Raw genomic sequence first — 22,143 nt, forward strand, 5'->3', positions numbered from 1 at the left:
GCATGAGCGAGGCACAGCGGACGTGTCAGCGTCCCGGCTGCGGCGGGGCCTACGAGGACGTGGGCGGCGGCGAGCTGTACTGCGACACGTGCGGTCTGGCGCCCGTCGTCGCCCCCGACGGCATGGTGGGCTCCCCGCCGACGGGCGTCACCGGGGGCGGCGGACGCGGCTCGCGCGGTTCGGCGGGCAGCGGCAGCGCGCGTTCGAGCGGCCGCAGCGCCCGTACGTCCTCGCAGTCGTCGCGGTCCCGGCGTTCTGTCTCGGGGCGGCTCTCGCGCTCGGTGTCGGGCCGGTCCACGGGCCGTTCGGTGTCGGTGCGCAGTTCGGGTTCGGGTGCCGGTTCCGCCACGCGCGGGCGCCTCGGCGCCGGCCTGGTCGAGGTCCCGTCGATCCCGCGGCCCGACCCGCGCGCGATGGTCCTGGACAAGGCCGAGGTGCCCGAGCGCAAGCGGTTCTGCTCGCGCTCGGACTGCGGGGCGCCGGTCGGACGGGCACGCGGGGAGCGGCCGGGACGCACGGAGGGCTTCTGCACCAAGTGCGGCCACCCGTACTCGTTCGTGCCCAAGCTGAAGGCCGGGGACGTGGTGCACGGCCAGTACGAGGTGGTGGGCTGCCTCGCGCACGGCGGGCTCGGCTGGGTCTACCTCGCCGTCGACCGGGCGGTCTCCGACCGGTGGGTGGTCCTCAAGGGCCTGCTGGACACCGGTGACCAGGACGCGATGGCGGCGGCCATCTCCGAACGGCGGTTCCTCGCGGAGATCGAGCACGCCAACATCGTGCGGATCTACAACTTCGTGGAGCACCTCGACCAGCGGACGGGTTCGCTGGACGGCTACATCGTCATGGAGTACGTCGGCGGCAAGTCGCTGAAGGAGATCGCCAACGGCCGGCGCACCCCGGAGGGGCGGCGCGATCCGCTGCCGGTGGAGCAGGCCTGCGCGTACGGCATCGAGGCGCTGGAGGCCCTCGGCCACCTGCACAGCCGCAACCTGCTCTACTGCGACTTCAAGGTCGACAACGCCATCCAGACCGAGGACCAGCTCAAGCTGATCGACATGGGCGCGGTGCGCCGGATGGACGACGAGGAGTCGGCCATCTACGGCACGGTCGGCTACCAGTCGCCCGAGGTCGCCGACGCCGGCCCCTCGGTGGCGTCCGACCTGTACACCGTCGGCCGCACCCTCGCCGTGCTGACGTTCGACTTCCAGGGCTACACCACGGTCTACTCCGACTCGCTGCCGGACCCGGACACCATCGACGTCTTCCGGCGGTACGAGTCGTTCTACCGGCTGCTGGTGCGGGCCACCGACCCCGACCCGGCCCGTCGGTTCGCCTCCGCCGAGGAGATGGCCGAGCAGCTGACGGGCGTGCTGCGCGAGGTGATCTCGCTCCAGACGGGCCGGGCCCGGCCCGCCGTGTCCACGCTGTTCGGGCCGGAAGTCAGGGTGACGGACACGGAGTTGTTCCCGCGGCTGGACGGAGAGGTGTCACGGCTGGGGGCGCGGACCATCGGCAGGGGGCGGCGCCGCGCCGGTACGGCGGTGCCGCCCCCGGCCGGCGGCCCCGCGCTGCCGGCCGGGACGAGCGCCGCGGTCGGCGCGCCCGGGGGCACGGGCCCGGGCGTCGGGCAGGCCGGCGGGACGGGCATGGCGGTCGGGCACGCGGGCGGGACGGGCACCGGCGTCGGACACACGGGCGGTTCGGGCGCGGGTGTCGGACACACGGGCGGTTCGGGCGCGGGTGTCGGACACACGGGCGGCTCGGGCGCGGGTGTCGGACACACGGGCGGTTCGGGCGCGGGCGGACCGGGCACGGGCGCCGGACACGGCGGCGGGTCGGGCACGGGCCACAGACAGGGCGGCGGGTCGGGCACGGGCTACGGACACGGCGGCGGTGGTCCCGGCGTCGAGGTGTCCGGCCTGGTCAAGCCTGCCGACGCGCCGACCGCCGCCCTCGCGCTGCCGGTGCCCCGGGTCGACGCCGCCGACCCCAACGCGGGGTTCCTGGCGGGCCTCATGGCGTCGGCGCCGGGCGAGCTGCTGACCGCGCTGGCCGCCGCGCCGGCACCGTCGGCCGAGACCCGGCTGCGGCAGATCCGGGCCCGGCTGGAGACCGGCGACGCGCCCGGCGCGATGGCCGACCTGGAGTCGCTGGAGGGCGAACGGCCCGACGACTGGCGGGTGGTGTGGTACCGGGGCCTGGCCGGGCTGGTGACCGGCGACCACGAGGGCGCCGCACTGGCCTTCGACGCGATCTACGACGCCTTCCCGGGCGAGATCGCGCCCAAGCTGGCGCTCGGCCTGTGCGCGGAGGTCCTGGGGCAGCTCGACAACGCCGCCGAGTACTACCACCTGGTGTGGGCCTCCGACCCGAGCCATGTGAGCGCCGCGTTCGGGCTGGCCCGGGTCCAGCTCGCCGGCGGCGACCGGGCCCGTGCCGTACGGACGCTGGAGTCGGTGCCGGAGTCGTCCGTGCACTGCACCGCGGCGCGGGTGGCGGCGGTGCGGGCGCGGCTGCGGCGGCGCGTCGCGCACGCGGGCGACGTGGCGTTCCTGGACGACCTGGTCGCGGCCGCGCGGCAGGTGGAGGCGCTGGACGTGTACGGTCTGGATCCGGCACGGCGCGAGCAGTTGTCGGCCGAGGTCCTCGGTTGCGCGCTGGACTGGGTACTCTCCGGAGGTCAGGGTTCCGTCCCTCCCGCCGCCGGAGGACGGACGCTGCTCGGCAGCGGCCTGGACGAACGCGGTCTGCGTTTCGGCCTGGAGCGTTCGTACCGCACGCTGGCTCGGCTGGCGCGGGGCGGCGAGGAGAGGATCGACCTGGTGGAACGTGCCAATCGTTACCGCCCCCGGACGTGGGTGTAGTTGATGTCGCAGATGCCCCAGCAGGCCGCTGTGTCGAAGTGCCCGAGCTGCGAGGAGCCCCTCGAGTCGGGTGACCGTTTCTGCGGTGCGTGCGGATACGACCTGTCCGCCGTGCCCGCGCGGCCCGACGAGAGCCCGACGATCGCCCTGAACGGCTCGGTGCCCGCGCCGTCCTGGGCGCCGGACGGCGTGGACTGGCCGACGGCCCGGGACTCGGACGGCTCCGGCCGGCCCGCCCCGGTGCACGCGGCGGCCGAGGTGCCGGGGACCGACTCGGGCGGCTCCCCGCTGCCGCCCCCGCCACCGGTGCCGCCGACCGCGCCCGCGACGCGGTTCGATCTCCCCGACCGACCCGACCGACCCGACCGGCCCGACCGGCCGCGGGAGCCCGAGGAGTACCCGTTGCAGGCGCCCGACCCGAGGCCGGCGTCCGAGCCGGTCCCGTCCGGGCCGGCCCCTGCCGGGTCCGTCGCGGCCGGACAGCCCGTGGCCGTGAAGGTCTGCGTGGCCTGCCGCGCGGGCCGGGTCGACGACGACGGCTACTGCGAGAACTGCGGCCACGCCCAGCCCCGCGAACGCGACCACATGGAGCAGGAGTCGGGCCCGGTCGCCGCGGTGAGCGACCGCGGTCTGCGCCACCACCGCAACGAGGACGCGTTCTCCGTCGGCTGCACCGCGCTGCCCGACGGCGCGCCCGCGTCCGTGGCGATCGTCTGCGACGGCGTGTCCTCCGCGACCCGCCCCGACGACGCCTCGCTCGCCGCCTCCCGGGCGGCCGGCGAGTCGCTGCTCACCGCCCTGCCGCGCGGCACGCACCCGCAGCAGGCCATGCACGACGCGATCGTCGCCGCCTCGCACGCCGTCAACGCGCTGGCCGACGAGCCCGCCACGGCCCGCGAGCAGGCCCCGCACCAGAACGCCCCCGCCTGCACCCTGGTCGGCGCCGTGGTGACCGCGGGTCTCCTGGTCGTCGGCTGGGTCGGCGACAGCCGCGTCTACTGGGTGCCGGTCGACCGGAGCACTCCGCCCGCCCGGCTCACCGAGGACGACTCGTGGGCCGCGCAGATGGTCGCCGCCGGCCTGATGAACGAGGCCGAGGCCTACGCCGACGAGCGGGCCCACGCGATCACCGGCTGGCTCGGCGCCGACGCCTACGAACTGGAGCCGCACACCGCGTCCTTCAAGCCGGACCGCCCCGGTGTCGTCGTGGTCTGCACGGACGGCCTGTGGAACTACGCGGAGTCCGCCGAGGAGATGGCCGAGGCCGTCCCCCTCGACGCCGCCGCGCGGCCGCTGCACGGCGCCCGCGTCCTGGTGGGCCACGCCCTGGACGGCGGGGGCCACGACAACGTAACAGTGGCGCTCGTGCCGTTCCCCGCCCCGCCGCAGGGGGCAGGATCGGCCTGAGGCCTTGCGTGGCGCCGTGGCGCCGTCGTGGCCGGGCGCGGCCCCGGTAGGGCCCGGGGACGGCGCGCGGGGTGGCCTCGCGGACCGCAGGGGGCGGTCCGCGCCGGCAGCCAGACACCCACCACCGTGGGGACGTATGAGGGGGATGCGAACCGGCATGGCCAATTTCTCGAAGTCGAACGTGCCGCAGTTCTCGGTGGACGTCTACCAGAACGAGTACCTGCCCGACGGCGGCCGCGAGGTCAACGCCATCGTGACGGTCACCGCGACCGGCGGCGGCACCATCGGGAGCGCGGTCGCCGCGCCCCACCTCTACTCGCCGGGCCAGGGCCCGTCCGCGGCCGTCGCCGTCATGGTCGACTGCTCGGGCTCGATGGACTACCCGCCCACCAAGATGCGCAACGCCCGCGACGCCACGTCCGCGGCGATCGACACCCTGCGCGACGGAGTGCACTTCGCGGTGGTCGGCGGCACGCACGTCGCCAAGGAGGTCTACCCGGGCGGCGGGCGCCTCGCGGTCGCCGACGCCACCACCCGGGAACAGGCCAAGCGTGCCCTGCGCGGCCTGAGCGCGGGCGGCGGAACCGCCATCGGCACGTGGCTGCGGCTGGCCGACCGGCTGCTGTCCACCGCGGACGTCGCCATCCGGCACGGCATCCTGCTCACCGACGGCCGCAACGAGCACGAGTCGCCGGATGATCTCAGGGCCGCGCTGGACGCGTGCGCCGGGCGCTTCACCTGTGACGCCCGGGGCGTGGGCACCGACTGGGAAGTGAAAGAAGTCACAGGAATCGCCTCCGCCCTGCTCGGCACCGCCGACATCGTCGCCGACCCCGCCGGTCTCGCCGCGGACTTCACGCGGGTGATGGAGACGGCCATGGGCAAGGAGGTCGCGGACGTCGCCCTGCGCCTGTGGACCCCGGTCGGCACCACCGTGAGGTTCGTCAAGCAGGTCGCCCCCACGGTCGAGGAACTCACCGGCCGCCGCACCGAGGCGGGGCCGCGCGCGGGGGACTACCCCACCGGTTCCTGGGGCGACGAGTCCCGCGACTACCACGTGTGCGTGGAGGTTCCGGCGGCCGGTCTCGGCCAGGAGATGCTGGCCGCCCGGGTCTCCCTGGTCGTCCCGGAGCCCGCGGGCGAGGCGTCGGACGCGGGGGGCGGCGCCCGCAACCTCGGCGCGCAGGGTCTCGTACGGGCCGTGTGGACCGACGACATGGCCGCCTCCACGTCCATCAACCCGCAGGTGGCCCACTACACCGGGCAGGCCGAACTGGCACAGGTCATCCAACAGGGGCTGGACCTGCGCAAAGCGGGAGACATCGACGGAGCAACGGCCAAACTGGGCCGGGCGGTTCAGCTCGCCGGGGCCTCCGGAAACGCGGATACTGCGAAACTGCTTGCGAAGGTGGTGGACGTGGTCGACGCGGCGGCAGGTACTGTGCGACTGAAAGCGAAGGTCGAGGAGGCCGACGAGATGACTCTCGAGACCCGGTCCACGAAGACCGTCCGCGTGAAGAAGCACTGAACCGACCGAACAACGCAGTCCCGCAGTCCCGCAGCACCGCAGGACAACACAGCGACAAGCTCCGCAAGAGGGGGAAGCTCCGACATGCCGACCTGCCCGAACGGACACCAGTCGGGTCCCGACGACTGGTGCGAGGTCTGCGGTCACCGCATGGCCGGTGCCGTGCCGCCCCCTCCCCCGCCTCCGCCCCCGGGCGGCGGCTACGGCTTCCCGCCGCCCGCCGGTCCGGCCGGCCAGGGCGGCGGCCGCGGGGGCCCCGGGGCCGAGCCGCAGCTGTGCCCGCAGTGCCGCACGCCGCGCGAGGGCGGGGCGCCGTTCTGCGAGGAGTGCCGGTGGAACTTCCTCACCAACACCGCCACCTCGTACACCCCGGCCGCCCCGCGCCCGCCGGCGCCCGGCCCCGGCCCGCGCTTCCCGCAGCCGCCGTCGGGTCCGTCGTACGGCGGTGACGCGTACGACTACCAGGGCTCCCGCCCGTCCCAGATGAACCGCCCCGCCGAGCCGATCCCGCCGGGCCCGCCCTTCGGCGGCGCTCCGTCGGGTCCCGGTGGTCCGGGTGGTCCTGGTGCGCCGGGCGGCCCCAATGGACCCGGTGGTCCCGGCGGCCCCAATGGACCCGGTGGTCCGGGCGGCCCCAATGGACCCGGTGGTCCGGGCGGTCCTGGTGGCCCCGCAGGTCCTGGTGGCCCCGGTGGTCCCGGCGGCCCCTTCAACCCCCATGGTCCCGGTGCTCCTGGTGGCCCCGGTGGACCGGCCGGCCCGGGTGGCCCCGGCGGTCCCAGTGGTCCCGGCGGCTTCGACGGGTCTCGCGGCCCGGGTGGCTTCGGTGGCCCGGGCGGTCCTGGCGGGCCCACGGGTCCCGGTGGGCCCACAGGCCCCGGTGGCCCCGGCTTCCCGAACGGGCCCGGTGGACCTGGCGGGCACGGCGGTCCGAACGGACCCTCCGGGCCGCCGGCGCCGCCCCCCTTCGGTGGCGACCCCTCGCGCCCGGTCCCGCCTCCCGGCCCCGGTGGGCGGGACGGCGCCCCGCAGGCGTACCAGCAGTCCGGCCCGCCGGCCCCGCCCGCGTTCCCGCAGGAGACCAACCGGCCGCAGCAGGGCGGCCCGTCCTTCGGCGGCGGTGACGACGACTGGGTGCTCTCCCCGCCGTCCTCGGGTCCCGGCGGTCCCGGTGGCCCCGGTGGCCCCGGTGGCCTGAACGGTCCGGGTCCGGCCCAGGGCGGCGGCTACGGCTTCCCGCAGCCCGGCGCCACCCAGGCTCCGCCGCCTCCGCCGGGCGGAGGCTACGGGTTCCCCCACCAGCCACAGCAGCCCCAGCAGCCCCAGCGCCCCCAGGGCCCCGCGACCTGGACGGCGACCATCGGCCCGGACCGCGACTACTTCATGGCGATGATGCAGCGGTCCGGCCCCGAGGCCGCGGGTCTCAACCTGCCCGCGTACTCGCCCGAACAGCAGCGCACCCTCGCCGGCAACCAGATCACCATCGGCCGGCGCCGGCACTCCACCGGCGACACCCCGGACATCGATCTCGCGGTGCCGCCGGAGGACCCGGGCGTCTCGCACCAGCACGCGGTGCTGGTGCAGCAGCCGGACGGCAACTGGGCGGTCGTCGACCAGAACTCGACGAACGGCACGACGGTCAACGGCGGCGAGGAGCCGATCCAGCCCTTCGTGCCGGTGCCGCTCCAGGACGGCGACCGGGTGCACGTCGGCGCCTGGACGACGATCACGATCCGCCGGGGCTAACGGCGCGGACCCGGCGCCGCCGGGTCCGTCAGACGAAGGGCCAGGCGTACGGGCCCTGCGGGTCGTCCAGCCAGGCCCAGGCCCGTTCGCCGCGGACGGTGATGCCGTAGCGCTCCCGGCGCGGGGCGTCCTCGCGGTCCCACAGGGCGTACGCCTCCTGCGGGTCGAGGCTGCCCCGGCTCAGCTCCAGCAGGAAGTGGAACAGATCGTTCTCCCGGGCCCGGCGCGGCACTCCGCCGAGGCCGGGCGCCTCGGGCTCGCCCCGCTCCGCGCCGCGCAGCGGAACGAAGTACGCGGGCGTGCGCAGGAAGCGCCCCTCGGCGTGCCCGGCGTCGCGGACCGTGAGGACGACCAGGCCCGTGGCGAGCGGGGCCAGGATGCGCCCGCCGGGACGGCACTGGGCGAGCCAGGCGCGCGGCACCGAGGGCAGCGTGCAGGTGGCGAGGATCCGGTCGTAGGGCGCGCGCTCGGGCACCCCGCGGGCGCCGTCGCCCGTGACGACGGCCGGGTGGTGGCCCACCGCGGCCAGGTGCCGGCGCGCGGACTCGGTGATCTCGGGTTCCAGGTCGACGGTGGTGACCAGGTCGTCGTCGCCGAGCCGGTGGGCGAGCAGGGCGGCGTTGTAGCCGGTGCCGGCGCCGATCTCCAGCACCCGGTCGCCGTCGCGCACGCCCAGTTCCACCAGCATCAGGGCCATCAGCGAGGGCTGGCTGCTGGAGGAGAGCAGTTCGCCGTCGCGCAGCCGGGTCGCCAGCGGTGCGTCGGCGTACGCTCCGAGCACCCAGCGCTCGCGGGCGCCCGGGTCGGGGTCCTCGCCCCACCGGCGTTCGTGACCGCCCCGGACGCCGACGTAGTAGTACGGCACGAAGAGGTGGCGCGGGACCGTCGCGAAGGCCTCCCGCCACACCGGGTCGGCCGTCCAGGCGCCGCTCAGCTCGATCTCCCGCACCAGCTCCGCCCGCGCGGAGGCGGCGAGGCCGTCCAGGTCCGGGTGCTCGCCCATGCCTCCACAGTAAGGCGGGCGGGGAGCGGGCGAGGAGTGGTCCTAAGCCCGGAGTCCTATGTCCACCCGTCTGAGACCATGGACGACGTGAATGAGATTCGGCGCGGCACGCTTCAGGAGCAGACCTTCTACGAGCAGGTCGGCGGGGAGGAGACCTTCCGCCGGCTCGTCCACCGTTTCTACCAGGGGGTGGCGGAGGACCCGATCCTGCGGCCCATGTACCCGGAGGAGGACCTGGGCCCGGCCGAGGAGCGTTTCGCGCTCTTCCTGATGCAGTACTGGGGCGGCCCGACGACGTACAGCGACAACCGCGGCCATCCGCGGCTGCGGATGCGCCACGCCCCCTTCGCCGTCGACCGGGCGGCGCACGACGCCTGGCTGAAGCACATGCGGGTCGCCGTGGACGAGCTGGGGCTCTCGGAGGAGCACGAGCAGACGCTGTGGAAGTACCTGACGTACGCGGCGGCCTCGATGGTCAACACCGCTGACTGACCCCTCGCCCCGGCGCCGACGCCGACGCCGGAAGCCTCTCGTCCGGCGTCGGCGGTGCCGGACGGACCACGTCGCCGGACGCGCGCGACCGGCCCCACGAGGGCCCGGTCGCACACACACCCGGGACCGCGGTCGGCCGGGGGGCGGGGGTCAGCGCACGCTGATGCCCAGGGCCCCGGCCCCGGCCCGGCGCAGGGCGACGGAGCCGTAGGGCGTGCGCAGACGCAGCCACGTGCCCGAGGAGAGGAGTTTCGGCGCGTCCTCGCCGGAGGGGGCGCCGGGAGGGCCGAGGAAGCCCAGGGACTGGGCCGCGTGCACGGCCCGTACCGGCAGCCCGGTGTCCCCGACCGTCCGGGACCATATCTCCCGGCCGATCCGGTCCAGCTCGGCCCGGGTACGGCCCTCGGGCGCCAGCTCGCCCGTACGGGAGCGGAACTCCGCCACCGCCGCGGCGACCAGCGCGCGCAGGGCGTCCGGGGCGGGCAGGCCCGGCTCGGGGCGCCAGCCGCCGCGCGGGGGCAGCAGCCCGGCCCACGGCGGCCCGGTCACCGCACCGGGCACACCCGCGGTGGCCGCCTTCTCGTCCACCGCTTCCAGCAGCTCACCGGCGGAGACGGTCACGTCCAGCGTGACGTCGAGTCCGTCCTCGTACGGCTTGGCCAGCCGTACCGCGCGGACGGCCAGCACCTCGAAGGAGGGCGGCCGGCCGAAGACGGCGAGGGCGGTGCCGGCCGCCTGGAGGCGCACCGCCGCCGCACGGTCGTAGCGGAGCAGGCGGGAGAGGAAGGCCGCGAGATCCGCGGCCTCCCCCTCGTCGGCCAGGTGGAGCACCGTCATGCGGCGACGGCCTCCTCCTTGTCGTCCGTGTACTCGCTGAGGAACTCCCGTTCCTCAGCGGTGATCCGGCGTGGCATCTGCGTCTCGAAGTCGAACGGCACGATCACCGTCGAGGCGCGGACGTAGACCACGTCGTCGTCCTTGACCTCGTAGGTCAGGGTGAAGGACGCGGCCCTTATCTCCGTGACCCACAGCTCGATGTCGACCGGGCGGTGCCGGTGCACGAGCTGCCGTTTGTAGTCGATCTCGTGGCGCGCCACCACCGACCCCTGCTTGAACTCCTTGTCCGGGCGGAACAGGAAGTCGATACGGGCCTCCTCCAGGTAGCGGAGGAAGACCACGTTGTTGACGTGGCCGTACGCGTCCATGTCCGCCCAGCGCAGCGGGCAGCGGTAGATGTGGCGCAAGAGATCAGCCCCGGGTCAGCTTCTTGTAGGTGGCGCGGTGCGGACGCGCGGCGTCGGCACCGAGCCGCTCGATCTTGTTCTTCTCGTACGACTCGAAGTTGCCCTCGAACCAGAACCACTTGGACTCGCCCTCGTAGGCGAGGATGTGGGTGGCGACGCGGTCCAGGAACCACCGGTCGTGGGAGACGACCACGGCGCACCCGGGGAACTCCAGCAGCGCGTTCTCCAGGCTGGAGAGGGTCTCGACGTCGAGGTCGTTGGTCGGCTCGTCGAGGAGGAGCAGGTTGCCGCCCTGCTTGAGGGTGAGCGCGAGGTTCAGGCGGTTGCGCTCACCACCGGAGAGGACCCCGGCCGGCTTCTGCTGGTCCGGCCCCTTGAACCCGAACGCGGACACGTAGGCGCGGCTCGGCATCTCGACCTGACCGACGTTGATGTAGTCGAGCTCGTCGCTCACGACGGCCCAGAGCGTCTTCTTCGGGTCGATGTTCTCGCGGCTCTGGTCGACGTAGGAGATCTTGACGGTGTCGCCGACCTTGATGGAGCCGGAGTCCGGCTCCTCGAAGCCCTGGATCATCTTGAAGAGGGTGGTCTTGCCGGCGCCGTTGGGGCCGATGACGCCCACGATGCCGTTGCGCGGCAGCGTGAAGGAGAGGTCGTCGATCAGGACCTTGTCGCCGAAGGCCTTGGTGAGGTTGTTGATCTCGACGACGACGCTGCCCAGCCGCGGGCCCGGCGGGATCTGGATCTCCTCGAAGTCCAGCTTCCGCATCTTGTCGGCCTCGGCGGCCATCTCCTCGTAGCGGGCGAGGCGCGCCTTGGACTTGGCCTGCCGGCCCTTGGCGTTGGAGCGGACCCACTCCAGCTCGTCCTTGAGGCGCTTCTGCCGCTTGGCGTCCTTCGCGCCCTCGACCTTGAGGCGGGTGGCCTTGGTCTCCAGGTACTTGGAGTAGTTGCCCTCGTAGCCGTGCAGCCGGCCGCGGTCGACCTCGCAGATCCACCCGGCGACGTTGTCCAGGAAGTACCGGTCGTGGGTCACGGCCACGACGGTGCCCTCGTACTTGGCGAGGTGCTGCTCCAGCCAGTTCACCGACTCGGCGTCGAGGTGGTTGGTGGGCTCGTCGAGCAGCAGCAGGTCGGGCGCCTCCAGCAGCAGCTTGCAGAGCGCGACCCGGCGCTTCTCACCACCGGAGAGGTTCACCACGGGCCAGTCGCCGGGCGGGCAGCCCAGCGCGTCCATGGCCTGCTCCAGCTGGGCGTCGAGGTCCCAGGCGTTGGCGTGGTCCAGCTCCTCCTGGAGCTTGCCCATCTCCTCCAGCAGCGCGTCCGAGTAGTCGGTCGCCATCTGCTCGGCGATCTCGTTGAACCGGTCGAGCTTGCCCTTGACCTCGGCGACACCCTCCTGGACGTTCTCCAGGACGGTCTTCTCCTCGTTGAGCGGGGGCTCCTGCAGCAGGATGCCGACCGTGTAGCCCGGCGACAGGAACGCGTCACCGTTCGACGGCTGCTCCAGCCCCGCCATGATCTTCAGCACCGTGGACTTACCGGCACCGTTCGGCCCGACGACACCGATCTTCGCGCCGGGCAGGAAGTTCAGGGTGACGTCGTCGAGGATCACCTTGTCGCCGTGCGCTTTGCGCGCCTTGCGCATGGTGTAAATGAACTCAGCCAAGAGAAACCGTCCGGCAGCTTGAATCAGGCAGTGGGCAGATACACCCCATCTTGCCGCACCGCCACCCCTGTGAGGAAACGCGTTCCGAGCGGGGGCGCTGACCTGGGGATTCCCGGGGGCGGGCGGGACGTCGTCTTTCGTGGGCGGTCGGCGTCGGGGCGGAGGGTGTTCCCCGCCGGCCGCTTCGGGGCGGTGCTCCTCGGGAGTGGCGCGGTTGAGTACCCGTACTCATGCTCGGCGAGCGGTACGACGGCATGCTGGCCCGCGGGCGCCGAGGGGAGCGATATGCGAAGGCGGGGTGGCCATGGGCAGGAGGCAGGTGGATCAGCCGTCGACCGGTCGGCAGGTGGGGGCGGGGGTGGCGCTGGTCGTCATCGACCTCGTTGTCATCGGCTGGACTGTGTACAGCTATGGGATGGCCGGGTGGGCCGACGGTTATGAGAGTGACGGGGCCGGGCCGTCGAGTGCGTCCCGGGTGGCGTCCGAGGCGGCGTTGCTCCTCGGAGGCGGGGCGGTCGTGACGGGCGGTGGTCTTCTCGCGCTGGGGTGGCGTGTTCCCGGTGTCGTGCAGTTGGTCGTTCTGGGGGGAGCGGCGCTGCTGTTCTCCGTCGGCGGGTGATGCGAGCCGCGGCCGGGCGGCCCGGAGGGACGGTGGCGTTCGGGGCTCCGCGCGTCCGCGGGAGCCCTGGCGGCTTCGTACTACCGGGAGGCGTTCTTTCGGTTGATCACGATCAGGGTCGTGCCGCCGGCGATGAGCAGGACCAGGGCCAGGCCGCCGATCAGGGGGGTCAGTTCGGAGCTGCCGGTCTCGGCGAGGTTGGGGTTCGGGGTGGGGGTGGGGGTGGTCACCGTCGTGGGGGCCGGCTGGCCGAGGGTGTGGGTGGTGTCCGCCAGTGCGGCGCTCTGGGTGCGGCAGTCGAGGACGCCGGTGAAACGCTGCTCGAAGCCGGCCGGGCCGCGGATGGTGAAGTCGTACGCCCTGTCCTCCGGAAGCGGGACGGCCACCGTACGGGACTCGCCGGGTGCGATGGTGTGCTCGCTGTCCAGCAGCTCGAAGGTGAAGGGCTCGTCACCCTCGTTGACCGCGGTGATGTCCAGGGTGCCCTCGGCGCAGTTCTTCCTGGCGGAGAGGGCGGGTATCGCGCCCTGGTCGGCCCAGGTGGCGCTCGCCGTCGCGGCGACCGTCGACTCGCTGGAGCCGGCCAGGATCTGGGTCTGGCTGCGGCTCTCCGAGGCGAAGGCGCGGCCGACCGGCACGGTCGTGGAGGCCTGGACCGTCAGTTCGGCGGTGCCGGCCGCCGCGTCCTTCGGCACGTCGAAGAAGATCTGGGTGCCGTCGGTGACGGACGTGACGGGCTCGCCCTTCTTGTCGACGATCCGCACCCCGCCCGCCGTGGCGTCCACCGGGGGCGTGACCGTCGCGCCGCCCGCGTTGGTGCGCACCGTCACCGGGCCGGTCCGCTCCCCGGGCCGGCCGGAGACCGCGGGCGGGTCCAGGGTGAGCGACGCCTTGGGCTCCGTGAGAAGGCGGGCCTTCTTCTCCAGGTAGTCGGCGAGCCGCTCGGCCTGGGGGTCGACGGCCTCGACGTCCGCCCGGTCCGAGTGGCGCCAGATGGCCACCTGCGTACCGGCCGCCGCGTCCTGCTCGGTGAGCCCGCCGCGGACGCCGGCCTTCTTCGCCAGCGCGGCGAGGTCGTTGACCTGGGGGTAGGAGTTCTGCAGGATCCAGCGGATGCGGCCGGCGTCCTTGTTGGTGCCCAGCGACGTGCCGATCCAGGGCGTCTCGTGGTACTTGGCGTCCTTCTGCGTCGGGTTCTGGATGTCGACGCAGTACGTCTGCAGCATGCCGCCGCCCTCGACGGACATCTCGAAGAGGCCGGCCGACACCTCCTGGTCGCCGGTGTCCCCGTGGATGACCGCGGCGCCGTACGTCTTGAGGCCGCCTATGGTGGCCGTCGCCCCGCCCTGCCCCTGTCCCGCATCCTGGGCGGCGGCCGGGGCGGCGCCGGTCATCACTCCGGCGGCGGCGAGCGCGGACACCAGCGCCGCGGCGGCGAGACGCGCCGCCCCTCGTCCGGGCAGAGACAGCGCGGTGAGCGAAGAAAACACCAAATTCCCCTTCGAGCAGGACCCGTTGGCGTGGGGGGCACGGTCCCACCAGCAGAATCAGCAGCCCCAGAGGGCTCGTTCGGCATCCTAAGGACCTAACGCACCATGCCTGCCGGGGATGTTCGCCCGCACGATGATCCGACTCGGAATCGTTATCCCCGACAGGGCTGTGAGCAGGGCTTATCGACAAATCCACCCGGCTTTGCCTGGGCGTGTTCGTCGATAAGCCGCACTTCGGTCACTTCCGGCGGAAGGCCGCCATCAGGCCACCGCGACGGGCTCCGGCCGCTGTTCGGGGGGCGGTGCGGCCGACTCCGCTGCCGGTGTCTCCCAGTTGGGCTCCGGCTGTGGTGGGGAGCCCGCCGTCTCCGCCCGGCCGGAGCGCCGGAACGCGGCCGTGCCGCGCGCGAGGTCGTGGCCGATCGCCACCGCGTCGATGTCCGCCGAGGTCCAGTTCTGCCCCTCACGCACGTCCGTGCGCACCTTCAGCCGACCCTGGACGACGACGGGGTCGCCCACCGTCAGCGACGCCGAGGCGTTGGTGGCGAGTTGCCGGTTGGCCCACACCGTGAAGAAGTTGGTGTGGCCGTCCGTCCACGCGCTCTTCTCGCGGTCCCAGTACCGCGCGGTGACCGCCAGCCGGAACCGCGCGGAAGCGCCGTTCGCCAGGTCCCGGAAGACCGGTTGTGTCGCCACGTTGCCCACGGCGCAGATCATCGTCTCGTTCATCGCGAGTCCTCCCTTGCGCACGGGCACCTCCCGTGCGGTTGCGTCCGGCGCGGCGGCGTCACATCCCCGTACACCGCCGCACCCGGGCCGACCGCGTCCGTCGCGATGGCCATGGGGCCAGACTGCATCCGCTCGGGCCGGCCCCGCCGAGGCCTGTGGACCGCCTCCGGACCTGTGGAGAACTCCGTCACTCTCCCGGGTGAGGCGCCCCGGCCTCACCCGCATGAGCCGTCCCGGCCTCACCCGCACGAGCCACCATCGCCTCACCCGCATGAGCCACCATCGCCTCACCCGCATGAGCCGCCACCGCACTCTCCCGGGAGCACCTCTCCCGGCCGCCCCTCCCGGCCGCCCCTCCCAGCGGGCCCTGCCACCGAGGCGATCCGCTACCTGGCCACAGCCCCCACCCCGGTGACCCGCCCGTACTGCTCACGCACTTCCCGGTACCGCAGCAGTTCCGCCGCCAGCGGATCCAGTACCCGGGCCCGGCCGCACCCCGCGGCGGCCTCCCGCAGCAGGCGTTCCGCCTCGTGGCCGTAGCGCCGTGCGGGTCCGCGGGCCGCGATGCGGCAGCTCCACTCGATGAGGGGGCCGCCGATGATGCCGGCCAGCATCAGGAGCACCGGCACGCCGAGGTTCGGCGACACGAAGCCGATGATCTGGGCCAGCAGCCACACTCCGCCCACGACCTGGAGCAACGTCATGGAGGCCTGGGCCAGCACGGCCACCGGCCACCAGCCCGGCCGCGGTGGACGCCCCGGCGGCGTCCCGGTGCGCACCACCAGTTCGTCGAGGGCCTCGGGCAGCCCCTGGGCGCCGCGGACGGCGGCCTCGCGCATCGCCTGCGCCCACGGCGCCGGCAGCCCGGCCGACGCCCGGTCGGACACCGTGCGCACCGCCTGCTCGACGCGCTGACGGGCCGTGGCCTCCTCGTCCGCCTGGGTACGCGACGGGAGCCGGCCCGTGGTGGGCTCGCGCCGGTCGTCGTACCAGCGCCACAGCCGCAGCCAGGGCGTGCCGCACGCGCGGTTGGCGTTGCGCAGCCAGGCGCGCTCGGCCGCCTCCCCCGCTGCCGTGGCGCCCACGGCGTCCGCGAGCCGGTCGGCGAACTCCTCCCGGGCCTCCTCGCTGAGGCCGGTCCGCCGGCCGGTGACGTACACGGGGCGCAGGTGCCAGGCGGCGGCGTCCACATCGGCGGAGATGCGGCGCGCCGGGGCCTGCCGGTCGGCGACGAACTGTCCGAGCACCTCGCGAAGTTCGCCGATGCCGTCCCCGGTGAGCGCGGACAGGGCGAGCACGGTGGCCCCGGGCTCGCCGTGCTCGCCGAGCGCGATGCCGTCCTCGTCGAGCAGCCGCCGCAGGTCGTCGAGGACCTGTTCGGCGGCCTCCCCGGGCAGCCGGTCGACCTGGTTGAGGACGACGAACGTGACCTCGGCGTGGCCCGCCATCGGCCGCAGATAGCGCTCGTGGAGCATGGCGTCGGCGTACTTCTCCGGGTCGACGACCCAGATGACCGCGTCGACGAGCTTCAGGATGCGGTCCACCTGTTCGCGGTGCTGCACGGCCGCCGAGTCGTGGTCGGGCAGGTCGATCAGGACCAGCCCGCGCAGCGGCGACTCGGCGTCCGGATGCTGCAGCGGGCGGCGGCGGAGCCGGCCGGGGATGCCGAGCCGGTCCAGGAGGCTGGCGGCACCGTCGCTCCAACTGCACGCGATCGGCGCCGCAGTGGTCGGCCGGCGCACTCCCGTCTCCGAGATCGGCACCCCGGCGAGGGTGTTGAACAACTGCGACTTACCACTGCCGGTCGCGCCCGCGATGGCGACGACGGTGTGCTGCCCGGAGAGCCTGCGCCGCGCGGCGGCCTCGTCCAGGACCCGGCCGGCCTCCGCCAACGTCCCACTGTCCAGCCGGGTACGGGAGAGACCCACCAGCTCGCGCAGGGCGTCGAGCCGCGACCTGAGCTGCCCGTCGTAGGCCAGTGGCATCAGGGCGGCGGCGGAACCGGAAGGCCTGCTCGGCATGACGGTGTACTGCTCCGGCGTGCTGTTCTCGTCCACCCGCCGCGCGATCAGACCGTCACCCCAGGCGCCGTCGCCGCCCCCGCCCCCGGCACCGGCACCGGACGGGCCGCCGGCCGCACGCTCCGCACCGCCCGCACGTTCCACAGCCCCCGCACGCTCGCTGCCCGCCGCCCCCGCCCCGCGGTCACGGGCCTCCGCACGGCCGCGTTCCTCCCTGCGGGGCTGATCAGCCGCTCGGCGCCGGTCGGCCACGTCTCCTCCGCGTTCCGGGCGTTCCCCGCCCCTGCCCTTCCGGGCGTCCCCGCCCCACCCGGGCTTCTCCTCCCGGTCACGCGCCCGGTCCAGCTCACGCTCCCGGTCCGTACGACGGGACTCCCCGGCGTCCTTCACGCGCGCGAGGAGGCCGCGTGTGCGGTCGCCCTCGCGTTCGAGCGAGCGGGGACTTCGCCCGGCGTCCCCGGAGGTGTCCGCCCGCGGGCCGTCCTCGGCGGACCGTTCCGGGTCCCGGCCGCGACCGGCCGGGGCGGCGTCCGCCCGGTCCTCGCGGCCCGTTCGGCCTGCCTGACCGGACCGGTCTGCCTCCTCCGCGCGGCCCGGCCGACCCGCCCGGCGGCCCGGGCGGTCCACCTCGCCCGGTCGGTCCGTACGGTCTGCTCGGTCCATCTCACCCGTCCGACCCGTCTCGCCCGTTCGATCCGTCTTGCCCGTTCGGTCCCTCTCGCCCGGCCGGCCCGCCTCCTCCGGCCGGCCCGCCTCCTCCGGCCGGCCGGCCTCCTGCGGCGTGTCATGGGTGTGCTCGGTGGGGTCCTGGTCAGTGACGGCGGTCACCGGTCACCTCTCCTTCTGCAGTACGGACAGCGCGGCGATGAGTTCGGCCTGGGGCTCGGGATGGACCTCCAGCCCGTCGAGCGGCGCCAGCCGGCGTTCGCGCTCGACGTGCACGACCCGGTCCACGCAGTCGTCGAGCAGGCGTCCGCCCCGGTCCCGCAGCCGCAGCGCGCCGTGGGCGCCGATGCGTTCGGCGAGCCCTTCCCCCGCGCTGCGCGCCCGGCGCCCGCCGAGCAGCACCGTGGCGACCAGAGCGGTGACCGCACCGGGGTCCGGCGCCAGGTTCCGGTCCAGTCGGCGCACCTCCTCCTCGGCGTACTCCTCCAGCTCCCGACGCCACCGCCGTACCGCCATCCCGATACGGTGCTCGGCGCCCTCCGGCGCGGGGTCGCGGCCCGTGAGTTCCGGGGCGGTGGCCGCGGGCTCGCCCCGCCATGCCTCGTCGACGCGTTCGTCGGCGGCGGTGACGGCGCACAGCAGCAGGGCGCTCAGACTCTCCACCAGCGAGTCGAGAAGCTCCTCCGGCGAGCAGTCCAGGGGGAAGGCACGCCACCGCTTGAGCGCGTCCCCGGCGAGTACGGCGCCCGCCTGCAACCGCCCCCGTACGCGCGCGTGCTCGCCGTCGTAGGCGCCGTCGACGGCCGCGGTGAGGCGCAGCGCGGCGGAGTACTGCGCGGCGGCCGCGCCGGCCAGTTCGGGCATCCGGGACTTGAGCGAGTCCAGGATGCCGTGCGCGGTACGGGCCATGGCGTGGTGCCGGGCGTCGAGGTCCTGCGCCCGGTGGACGAGCCAGGCCCGCAGCGGGGCGACCGCGCTGGCCGGCAGCAGCCCCCCGCCCCAGGCCGACTCGGGCAGCTCGGGGACGGTGAAACGGGGGACCTCGCCGAGCCCGGCCTTGGCCAGCAGTGCCCCGTACTGCCGTGACACCTCGGACACCACCTGGTGGGGCACCCGGTCGAGCACGGTGACCAGGGTGGCGTCGTACTCCTTGGCGGTGCGCAGCAGGTGCCAGGGCACGGCGTCGGCGTACCGGGCGGCCGTGGTGACCATCACCCAGATGTCGGCCGCGCAGATCAGCTCGGCCGCGAGGACGCGGTTGTCGGCGACGAGGGAGTCGATGTCCGGCGCGTCGAGGAGGGCGATGCCGGGCGGCAGGCTGTCGGCGGTCTCCACCCGCAGTACGCGCGCGGGGCTCTCCCCCGGCAGCAGCAGGTCGTCGTCCTGCTCCCGGTGGGGCACCCACACGCGCGTGAGGTCGGGCAGCACCCGCATGCCGCTGAACCAGTGGTGGTCCTCCGGATGGCACACGAGCACCGGCGTGCGGGTGGTCGGCCGCAGCACGCCCGCCTCGCTGACCCGCCGGCCCACCAGGGAGTTCACCAGGGTGGACTTACCGGCGCCGGTGGAGCCGCCCACGACGGCCAGCAGGGGCGCTTCGGGGTCCTTCAACCGGGGCACCAGGTAGTCGTCGAGCTGGGCGAGGAGTTCGTCGCGGTTGGCACGCGCGCGTGGCGCCCCCGCCAGGGGCAGCGGGAAGCGTGCGGCCGCGACACGGTCGCGCAGGGCGGAGAGTGCGTCGAGCAGCTGAGGCCGTACGTCCAAGGTCACCACATGTGAAGAATGCCCAATTTTAGGGGAATTCTGAAGCATATGCGCATGATGAGCATGTCCGCGCGCCGATCGGACACTCCGGACGGAAGGGATTACCGGGGCGCAAGGACAGTCCAGGCATAACGAGTGCACAACACCCGATGCGCGAGACGCCAAAAGCGATGCACGATTCGTACCTGCCTGCGATTATCAGGACCGCTTCACCGAACCTCCACATCGAGCCACGGAGGCGAAGCAGCAGGGACACGGAGCCGGGAGCCCTATCCTTGTCCCCGGCAACGTCGCGGAACAGCCCACACCCGGGCACCGAGAACGAGGCCACCACACCAGGCCCCCGTAGCTCAGTGGATAGAGCAGGCGCCTTCTAAGCGCTTGGCCGCAGGTTCGAGTCCTGCCGGGGGCGCCACTGCCCGTTGGGCGGGAGGGACGGGACGACGTGCGACTGCGCTGCGCGGTGCTCGACGACTTCCAGCGCGTGGCGACCGAGATCGCCGACTGGTCCCCCGTCGCGGACGCCGTGGACGTCGTGTCCTTCGACACCCACCACGCCGACGAGGAGACCCTCGCCGCCGCCCTCGCCGACATCGACATCGTGGTCACCCTGCGGGAACGCGTGCCGTTTCCCGGGTCGCTGATCGCCCGCCTGCCCCGGCTGAAACTGATCGTCGCCTCCGGCATGCGCAACAGCGTCATCGACTACGCCGCCGCCGAGGCGCACGGCGTCACCGTGTGCGGTACGGCCTCCTCCTCGACGCCGCCCGTCGAACTGACCTGGGCCCTGCTGCTGGGCCTGGCCCGCGGTCTCGTCCAGGAGAGCAACGCGCTGCGCGAGGGCGGCCCCTGGCAGCAGACGGTGGGGGCCGACCTGCACGGCCGCCGGCTCGGTCTGCTGGGCCTCGGGAAGATCGGCAGCCGGGTGGCGCGCGTCGGGCTCGCCTTCGGCATGCGGGTGAGCGGATGGAGCCAGAACCTCACCCGGGAGCGCGCCGACGAGGTCGGGGTCGAACTCGCCCCCTCCAAGGAGGAGCTGCTGCGTACCGCCGACTTCGTCTCCGTCCACCTGGCGCTCGGTGACCGTACCCGCGGCCTGCTCGGCGCCGCCGAGCTGGCCCTGCTCAAGCCGACCGCCTACCTGGTCAACACCTCGCGCGCGGCGATCGTCGACCAGGACGCCCTGCTCGCCGCGCTGCGCGAGGGCCGCATCGCGGGCGCGGGCGTCGACGTCTTCGACACCGAGCCGCTGCCCGCCGGACACCCGATGCGCACGGCCCCGCGCCTGCTCGCGACCCCGCACCTCGGATACGTCTCGCAGGCGAACTACGCCACGTACTACGGCCAGGCGGTCGAGGCGATCCAGGCCTACCTCGCGGGTTCGCCCGTACGGCGGCTGCCCGCGTCCGGCACGCCGGACGTTCAGGCGGTGCCCGCCCGGTCGGACGACGCCGGACGCCAGTAGGTCCCGCCGCTGCGGCGCAGGTGGCCCAGGTCCACCAGGTGGCGCCGGAGCGTCACATGGTCGACGTCGCCCTCGTCGCACCAGGCGCGCAGCTTCTCGTCGACCGTGCGCTCCGGATACTCCGCGCCGGGCACGAAGGTCTGCTCGGCGATGTGCCGCAGCACCACCTTCTTGCGCGTCCAGCGCGCGGGCAGGCGTACCAGCCGTCCGTCCTTCACGAAGGTCCGCACGATCATGCCGGCCCGGTCGCCCTCCACCCCCGGGTCGCCGGTGGCCGGTTCCGTGCCCCGGGCCTCCCGGGCCTCCCGGGCCAGTTCCCTGAAGCGGTCGTGGGCGACGACGAGTTCACCGTCGCCCCCGGACGTCACCACCCCCTGCTCGCGCAGGCGGCGCAGCGCGGCGGAGGCGTCCTTCACGGACAGGCCGGCCGCGGCCGCCACCTGTGCGGCACTGCCCGCGCCCAGCGCCACGGCCGCGAAGGCGCGCACCCGCCCCTCCTCGGCGAACAGGCCGGGCAGCGCGGACAGAGCGGCCCGGCCGGACGGCACGGACTCCGCGAACGGCGGGGACGGCAGGGACGGCAGGGACGGCGGGGACGGCGGGGACGGCACAGGCGCCTCGGACGTGAGGGGACGGGCGAGTCGGTCGGGTCGTTCGGGACGGTCGTTCACCATGCCGGGAGGCTAGTGGACGGCCCCGCGCCGCGTGGAGCGGTTTTCCCGCCCCTCGGCACCCGCGCGCCACCCCACCCGAGCCCCCTGTTCAAAAAGGGTGATCCTCACATTCCCCCCGTGACCCCTCTCCGACCTGGTGCGTTGAACCCGAAGTGCGGTGGCATGTCCCGCTGCCGTGCTCCCCGAGTCATAAAGGAGAACGTGATGTCTCGCATCGCGAAGGCCGCAGGCGTCGTACTCGGCGCCGGTGCCGTCGTGCTCAGCGGCACCGGCCTGGCCATGGCGGACGCGGGCGCCGAGGGCGCGGCCATTGGTTCGCCCGGTGTCCTGTCCGGCAACGTCGTCCAGGTCCCGGTGAACGTGCCGGTCAACGTCTGCGGCAACACGATCAACGTGATCGGCCTGCTGAACCCCGCCTTCGGCAACGCCTGCGAAAACGGCGACGACGAGAAGAGCGACAAGCACGGCGACGACGGCAAGAACAGCGGCTACGGCAGCTGACCCTGCGGTCACCGAGGAGCCCCGGCCGTCCGGCCGGGGCTCCTCCCGTTCCCTCACCCCCGTTCCCCCACCCCTGTCCCCCCATTACCTTCTTGGTGGCCCCGCGACGGGGTCGCCCGGCCTTCGGAGTTGGCATGACTGTCTCCCCCTGTCGAGTTGATGGCTTGGGGGTGGTGTCACCAGCTCCGGAGGCATCGACAGACCGCTGATTAGGGGCATGACCACCGGCTTCTTCGCAGGTCGGGAGGCTCTTCGTAATGT

17 protein-coding genes and 1 tRNA gene are annotated in these 22,143 nt (G+C 73.8%); 9 read left to right on the forward strand and 9 right to left on the reverse strand.

Translation table 11 applies throughout. The features are described from left to right. The first annotated feature begins 2 nt into the window (after positions 1–2). From ACGF5T_RS13445 to ACGF5T_RS13460, 4 genes are all read left to right on the forward strand, one after another. Positions 3–2,864 (forward strand): tetratricopeptide repeat protein, encoded by a 2,862-nt coding sequence (locus ACGF5T_RS13445; protein ID WP_366768554.1) that lies wholly within the window; start codon positions 3–5, stop codon positions 2,862–2,864. 3 nt (positions 2,865–2,867) lie between these two features. Then, a complete protein-coding gene (locus ACGF5T_RS13450; RefSeq protein WP_366768553.1) occupies positions 2,868–4,271 on the forward strand; it encodes a PP2C family serine/threonine-protein phosphatase in 1,404 nt (467 codons plus the stop codon). Between the two features lie 157 nt (positions 4,272–4,428). Then, positions 4,429–5,799 (forward strand): VWA domain-containing protein, encoded by a 1,371-nt coding sequence (locus tag ACGF5T_RS13455; RefSeq protein ID WP_361016536.1) that lies wholly within the window; start codon positions 4,429–4,431, stop codon positions 5,797–5,799. A gap of 84 nt (positions 5,800–5,883) precedes the next feature. Beyond that, positions 5,884–7,545: an FHA domain-containing protein gene (locus tag ACGF5T_RS13460; RefSeq protein ID WP_366768552.1), complete on the forward strand. Its 1,662-nt coding sequence runs from the start codon at positions 5,884–5,886 to the stop codon at positions 7,543–7,545. Positions 7,546–7,573: 28 nt separating this feature from the next. On the opposite strand, the gene ACGF5T_RS13465 is transcribed toward ACGF5T_RS13460, so the two are convergent. Further along, complete coding sequence (locus ACGF5T_RS13465) at positions 7,574–8,548, reverse strand: methyltransferase domain-containing protein (protein ID WP_366768551.1); 975 nt, start codon at positions 8,546–8,548, stop codon at positions 7,574–7,576. Between the two features lie 78 nt (positions 8,549–8,626). Between ACGF5T_RS13465 and ACGF5T_RS13470 the strand changes: the two genes are divergently transcribed. Beyond that, a complete protein-coding gene (locus tag ACGF5T_RS13470) occupies positions 8,627–9,040 on the forward strand; it encodes a globin (protein WP_356603490.1) in 414 nt (137 codons plus the stop codon). 150 nt (positions 9,041–9,190) lie between these two features. Here ACGF5T_RS13470 and ACGF5T_RS13475 read toward each other — a convergent pair whose 3' ends face one another. The 3 genes from ACGF5T_RS13475 to ettA are packed head-to-tail and all read right to left on the reverse strand — an operon-like array spanning position 9,191 to position 11,953. Then, the gene (locus ACGF5T_RS13475) at positions 9,191–9,877 is read right to left on the reverse strand and encodes a hypothetical protein (protein WP_361016542.1); all 687 of its coding nucleotides are present in this window, start codon (positions 9,875–9,877) and stop codon (positions 9,191–9,193) included. Next, positions 9,874–10,284 carry a thioesterase family protein gene (locus tag ACGF5T_RS13480; RefSeq protein ID WP_356603494.1) on the reverse strand — a complete coding sequence of 137 codons (411 nt, stop codon included), beginning with the start codon at positions 10,282–10,284 and terminating at the stop codon, positions 9,874–9,876. Before ACGF5T_RS13480 ends, ACGF5T_RS13475 begins: the two co-directional genes overlap by 4 nt. Positions 10,285–10,288: 4 nt before the next feature. Continuing rightward, positions 10,289–11,953, reverse strand: a complete 1,665-nt coding sequence (gene ettA / locus ACGF5T_RS13485; RefSeq protein WP_356603496.1) for an energy-dependent translational throttle protein EttA — start codon at positions 11,951–11,953, stop codon at positions 10,289–10,291. 304 nt (positions 11,954–12,257) lie between these two features. Here ettA and ACGF5T_RS13490 point away from each other — a divergent pair, with 304 nt between their 5' ends. Further along, positions 12,258–12,572 carry a hypothetical protein gene (locus ACGF5T_RS13490; RefSeq protein WP_366768550.1) on the forward strand — a complete coding sequence of 105 codons (315 nt, stop codon included), beginning with the start codon at positions 12,258–12,260 and terminating at the stop codon, positions 12,570–12,572. Positions 12,573–12,652: 80 nt separating this feature from the next. Here the strand turns inward: ACGF5T_RS13490 and ACGF5T_RS13495 are convergent, their stop codons facing one another. The 4 genes from ACGF5T_RS13495 to ACGF5T_RS13510 all read right to left on the reverse strand — a co-directional run bounded on the left by ACGF5T_RS13495 (position 12,653) and on the right by ACGF5T_RS13510 (position 19,251). Next, entirely contained in the window at positions 12,653–14,062 is a 1,410-nt protein-coding gene (locus tag ACGF5T_RS13495; RefSeq protein WP_356603500.1) for a Cys-Gln thioester bond-forming surface protein, read from the reverse strand. Positions 14,063–14,323: 261 nt separating this feature from the next. Beyond that, positions 14,324–14,791: a single-stranded DNA-binding protein gene (locus tag ACGF5T_RS13500; RefSeq protein ID WP_356603502.1), complete on the reverse strand. Its 468-nt coding sequence runs from the start codon at positions 14,789–14,791 to the stop codon at positions 14,324–14,326. Between the two features lie 386 nt (positions 14,792–15,177). Beyond that, on the reverse strand, positions 15,178–17,640 hold the full coding sequence (locus tag ACGF5T_RS13505; RefSeq protein WP_366768548.1) for a GTPase: 2,463 nt from the start codon (positions 17,638–17,640) through the stop codon (positions 15,178–15,180). 3 nt (positions 17,641–17,643) lie between these two features. Beyond that, the gene (locus tag ACGF5T_RS13510; protein ID WP_356603504.1) at positions 17,644–19,251 is read right to left on the reverse strand and encodes a dynamin family protein; all 1,608 of its coding nucleotides are present in this window, start codon (positions 19,249–19,251) and stop codon (positions 17,644–17,646) included. Between the two features lie 330 nt (positions 19,252–19,581). Here ACGF5T_RS13510 and ACGF5T_RS13515 point away from each other — a divergent pair. Both ACGF5T_RS13515 and ACGF5T_RS13520 read left to right on the forward strand, forming a co-directional pair. Next, positions 19,582–19,657, forward strand: a tRNA-Arg gene (locus ACGF5T_RS13515). 30 nt (positions 19,658–19,687) lie between these two features. Then, complete coding sequence (locus ACGF5T_RS13520) at positions 19,688–20,707, forward strand: D-2-hydroxyacid dehydrogenase family protein (protein ID WP_366768547.1); 1,020 nt, start codon at positions 19,688–19,690, stop codon at positions 20,705–20,707. Here the strand turns inward: ACGF5T_RS13520 and ACGF5T_RS13525 are convergent. Next, entirely contained in the window at positions 20,665–21,381 is a 717-nt protein-coding gene (locus ACGF5T_RS13525; RefSeq protein WP_366768546.1) for a DUF2087 domain-containing protein, read from the reverse strand. The two genes, ACGF5T_RS13520 and ACGF5T_RS13525, sit on opposite strands and share 43 nt — an antisense overlap. A 204-nt stretch (positions 21,382–21,585) precedes the next feature. Between ACGF5T_RS13525 and ACGF5T_RS13530 the strand changes: the two genes are divergently transcribed. Beyond that, complete coding sequence (locus tag ACGF5T_RS13530; RefSeq protein WP_361016571.1) at positions 21,586–21,882, forward strand: chaplin; 297 nt, start codon at positions 21,586–21,588, stop codon at positions 21,880–21,882. Positions 21,883–22,143: the final 261 nt, after the last annotated feature.

Source organism: Streptomyces sp. NPDC047853, assembly GCF_043204535.1.
In the GTDB taxonomy this organism is placed as follows: domain Bacteria; phylum Actinomycetota; class Actinomycetes; order Streptomycetales; family Streptomycetaceae; genus Streptomyces.